The sequence below is a fragment of the Desulfobacula sp. genome (genome assembly GCF_021107415.1).
On record NZ_JAIOSW010000038.1, the window covers coordinates 1 to 4577 of the forward strand.

Genomic DNA, 4577 nt, shown 5'->3' on the forward strand with positions numbered 1-4577 from the left:
AAACAGCGGGACCTGCAAGTAGAGTTTTGTCAATATTTTGAGGCATCAAAGCCATAAACTCATCGGCGGTCATGGCTTCTGGTAAATTTTCAAAAAGATATTTCAGATACCAGTATGGTTCAAGGCCATTGGCCCTGGCGGTTTCAATCAGGCTGTAAATGCATGCACTGGCGCTGGCACCTTCGGGAGTGCAATTAAATAACCAATTTTTTCGGCATAGAACAAAGGGCCTTATGGCATTTTCAACTACATTATTATCAGGACCGACCCTGCCATCTTCTGTATACCGGATCAACCGGTGCCACTGATTAAGTGTGTAATTTATCGCTTTCCCTTGACAAATAGCAACCTCTTATCTTAAAACCTTAACTCCCATGATATGGAAGGACTTTTGATCCTTTCCGTTCATTGGGTCAACATTCTTAGGGAACTATTTGTTATGAATCAAATTGAGTATGAAAACTATCAGGATATATCAAAAAATTACGACAATACTCGTATTCCTATCGGGATCGAGATTATTTTAGGTTGTTTTGCTTTTACTCCCCGACCTTTGCTTGAGCAAAGCATTATAGATTGTGGATGTGGCACTGGAAACTACCTGCAGGCACTCAAGGAAAAAGTTGGTCATTTGTATGGCTTGGAATTAAATGGTGGCATGTTGGCTCAAGCACAAGAGAAGTGCCAAAATGATGCTAACATCAATTTTGAGCAAGGCAGTCTACTTGATCCCCTTCCCTATCACGATGGTATGTTTGATGGTATGATGTGCAACCAAGTACTTCATCACTTGGTGGCAGCTTCAAACCAAGACAATTTTGATCCGGTGTATAAACTAATAAAAGAAGCACAACGAGTATTACGCTCCCAAGGCGTATTGGTATTCAATACCTCTAGTCATCAGCAACTTTATTCGGGTTTTTGGTGGGCTAATTTAATTCCAAAAGTGATAGATAGAATTGCTAAACGCTATCCGACAATAGAAATTATCACCTCAATGTTAAAGAAAGTTGGCTTTCATAAAGTAGGTATTGTTGTACCGGTGAATATGGTGCTTCAAGGTAAAAATTACTTCAATCCAATGGGGCCGTTGAATAAAAACTTTCGAGATGGTGATTCTGCCTGGTCTTTGGCAACCGACAAAGAACTAAAACAAGCCCAGTCGCAAGTCCAATTAATGAACCAGGAAGGAAGTATGACAAATTATCTTGAAGAGCGGGAGAATATACGTAAAAGTATTGGTCAAACCACTTTTATTTTTGCCTATAAATAATCCTAACAAAGCAACCCGGTTGGAGTAAGGGCACTCGACCTAATGTCTTGCGCTTTGCATTATTTCCACACCATGGTTTTTTATTTCTTTCTTTGCGATCATCAACGCGGTATCGGTGAAAACCATTCTGGATATCGCGTTAAAAGATATTGATAAAGCTCTGCTGGTTCAAGTTTTTGTCTTTCAACCTCCTTCCAAAAGCCTGTCTTGGAAAATCGCCATAATTTGTCCGCATCCTTGACAATTTGTTCTTCTGGGTCATGAGCTGTAATCCCTGAATCATACCGTTGAATAATGGAAATAATTTTATCCGTAAATTGTAGATCATACTTTAGGGATTGAAGGATCTGCAGGGCGGTCACCGCACCTTACCGCTCATGGATGCGGTTGAGCCGATCCGCCTCTTTCCCTCCAGATTTAAGACTTGAACCACCAGCGTTCAGCGTTCTTGTGCCCATCCATTTCCATATGGGCTGAGATAGGACCATGGTCCAGTTTATTGGAATGGGCCTCAACAATCTGATTAAACATAGGAATTATGGTGCCACTGTCGTTTCTGCAGATTTCCTGCATTTCACCATAAAGCTGTCTGCGTTTGTTGTCATCCAACTCTGATTTTGCTTCTATGAGCAGTTTATTGAATTTATCATTGTTCCAATGGGTATCATTCCAGGGAGCACCGGCTGCATAGGCCATGGAAAATTGCATATCCTCTACCGGACGTCCTGACCAATAGCACATACACCATTCTTTCTTGGTCCATACATTACTCCAGTATCCATCACTGGGTTCCCGGACGACATTGATCTTAATGCCGACTTTTTTTGCACTCTCCTGTAAAAGTACGGCTGCATCCACAGCACCGGAAAAGGCAGCATCCGAAGCATGGAGATTAAAGGTGTGGTCCAGCATGCCCGCCTTTTTCATGTAAAATTTTGCTTTGTCAGGGTCATAGCTTCTTTGTTCAAGATTTGCGGCATGGTAACGGTTTACTTTGGAGATGGGTTGATCATTGCCCACTTCCCCATATCCCTTGAGAATTATTTTTACCATTGCTTCACGGTCAACGGCAAGTTTTAATGCCATCCGGACATTGTTGTCATTATATGGCTTCATGTCTGTCATCATGGGAATAGAATAATGCATAGTCCCGGTGATGGCAGTCACATTGATGCCGGACATTCTTTTCAACAGGTGCACGGTTTTGACGTCAGCCCGGTCTATGGCATCAACTCGTCCGGTTTTTAAAGCATTGGTCCTGGCATTGACATCAACAATAGCAAGGGTTTCAATCTCATTAAAATGGGCTCGATCTGAATTCCAGTAATTGGGATTTCGTTTTGTCAGGGCACGGACACCGGGTTCCCAGTCTTCCAGCATATACCCGCCGGTACCGATTCCTTTGTCCCAGTCTTTACCCTGGGTTCCGTCCGGACAAATTCTTAAATGATAATCTCCCATGATAAAAGGAAAATCCGCACTGCCCTGGTCAAGCTCAAACACGACAATGTGTTTTCCGTCCGATTTAATATTTTTTATACTTTTTAAGTAGGGTTTGGCTGCAGATTTTGATTCTTCGCCCCTGTGGTGGTTAATGGAAAAAATCACATCTTGGGCTGTCAAGGGTTTGCCGTTGTGGAATTCAACACCTTTTCGGAGTTTAAAGGTCCAGATTTTCGCATCGGCCGACGCATCCCAGCTTTGCGCCAGTTCAGGAACAGGTTTGAAATTATGATCAATTTCCACAAGGCAATTGCTCAATTGGGTGCTGACATTAATGTTCTGGCTGGCAAAAAGGGTTGCCGGATCAAGAGAGTCAGAGGTGGCACCCCCGGTCATTGCCTGCCTGAAGATCCCCCCTTTTTGGGGCGTCGCTGCCATGGCATTACCAGATAAAAAGGCGGGGGACAAGGCGGCTGTCAGCCCCAGGGCTGAGACGCCTTTAATAAACTGTCTTCTGGAGATTTTTTTTTGATTAAACATCTGTGTTAAAAATGATAGGTCAGTCATATTCTCTTCTCCTGATAAAGTTAATGGGTTAAATAATTGAATCAGATAAATGTTGAAGAACGGTTTTCCAGAAGGTTGTCCAGCCAGTCCGGATCCATTTCGGGAATGGATGCCAAAAGCTTGTCTGTATATTCATGATGGGGCGGAGACAAAACCTGTTTCTTTTCGCCCTGTTCGATGATCTTCCCTTCCAGCATGATAACAATCTTATCTGCAATGGCCTTGACCGTGGCAAGATCATGGGTAATAAACAGGTAAGACATGTTTGTTTTATTTTGCAGATCCTGTAGAAGATTCAGTATGCCTTCTGCCACCAGTTGATCTAAGGCTGATGTGATTTCATCGCATATGATCAGGTCCGGCTCCGCTGCCAGGGCCCGGGCAATGCAGATTCGCTGTTTTTCCCCGCCTGAAAGCTCTGTGGTTAAGCGGTCAATATAGATATCCGGATCAAGTTCGATGTCCCTTAACAGATCCTTGATTCGATCTTCCGCTTTTTTGCCCCTGATCCCAAAGTAAAATTGAAGGGGCCGGCCGATGACCTTTCTGACAGTATGTTTGGGGTTTAAAGCCGTATCCGGCATCTGATAAATCATCTGCATTCTTCGCAAATCCTCTTTTTTTCTCTTTTTCAATGACCTGGGCAATTCTTTTCCAAAAAAAATTATACTGCCGTTGTTGGCGGGAAGAAGACCTGTAATTACTTTTGCCAAAGTACTTTTTCCACTGCCGGATTCACCGACCAAGGCAATTGTTCTGCCTTGTCTGACGATAAGATCAATATCTTCAAGGACATTATCATGGCCAGTGTAGGATGCAGCAACATCCTCGATCTTAAGGATTATTTCCTCTTTTTGGGTAACATTTTTTTCTTCCCTTAATGTCCTGACATTCAGCAGTTCACGGGTGTACTTTTTTTTGGGATTTTTAATCATTTCACGGGTTTCACCCTCTTCAACAAGCCGGCCATTCCTTAACACCATAATTCGGTGGGCGACCTGGGCCACAACAGCCAGATCGTGGGTAATATAAAGGGCGGCTTTGTTCATCTTTTCCGTGATTTCCTTGACCGCAGCCAGAACTTCAATCTGGGTGGTAACATCCAGAGCAGCGGTTGGTTCATCATACACAATGATATCAGGTTTGCAGGACATGGCCATGGCCACCATGGTTCTCTGGAGCTGGCCGCCTGAAAGTTGGTGGGGATATCGGTATCCGGTTTTTTCAGAGGCGGGTAAAAACAAACGGCGATAAATCTCGATCGCTTGTTTGTCGGCTTTATGATAGATCATTA

At 43.4% G+C, this 4577-nt stretch carries 4 protein-coding genes and 1 pseudogene; 1 reads left to right on the top strand and 4 read right to left on the bottom strand.

The features are described 5' to 3' along the window. Window positions 1-352, bottom strand: a pseudogene (locus K8S13_RS02130) (transposase); the annotation flags it as partial. Window positions 353-439: 87 nt separating this feature from the next. Between K8S13_RS02130 and K8S13_RS02135 the strand changes: the two are divergent. Beyond that, on the top strand, window positions 440-1273 hold the full coding sequence (locus K8S13_RS02135; protein WP_291460074.1) for a class I SAM-dependent methyltransferase: 834 nt from the start codon (window positions 440-442) through the stop codon (window positions 1271-1273). Between the two features lie 101 nt (window positions 1274-1374). Here the strand turns inward: K8S13_RS02135 and K8S13_RS02140 are convergent, their stop codons facing one another. The 3 genes from K8S13_RS02140 to K8S13_RS02150 all read right to left on the bottom strand — a co-directional run. After that, complete coding sequence (locus K8S13_RS02140) at window positions 1375-1635, bottom strand: hypothetical protein (RefSeq protein WP_291460075.1); 261 nt, start codon at window positions 1633-1635, stop codon at window positions 1375-1377. A 55-nt stretch (window positions 1636-1690) separates the two neighbouring features. Continuing rightward, window positions 1691-3283, bottom strand: coding sequence for an ABC transporter substrate-binding protein (locus K8S13_RS02145; RefSeq protein ID WP_291460076.1), 1593 nt, complete (start codon window positions 3281-3283; stop codon window positions 1691-1693). Between the two features lie 41 nt (window positions 3284-3324). After that, a partial coding sequence (locus K8S13_RS02150; RefSeq protein ID WP_291460077.1) for an ABC transporter ATP-binding protein occupies window positions 3325-4577 on the bottom strand: 1253 nt, incomplete at its 5' end.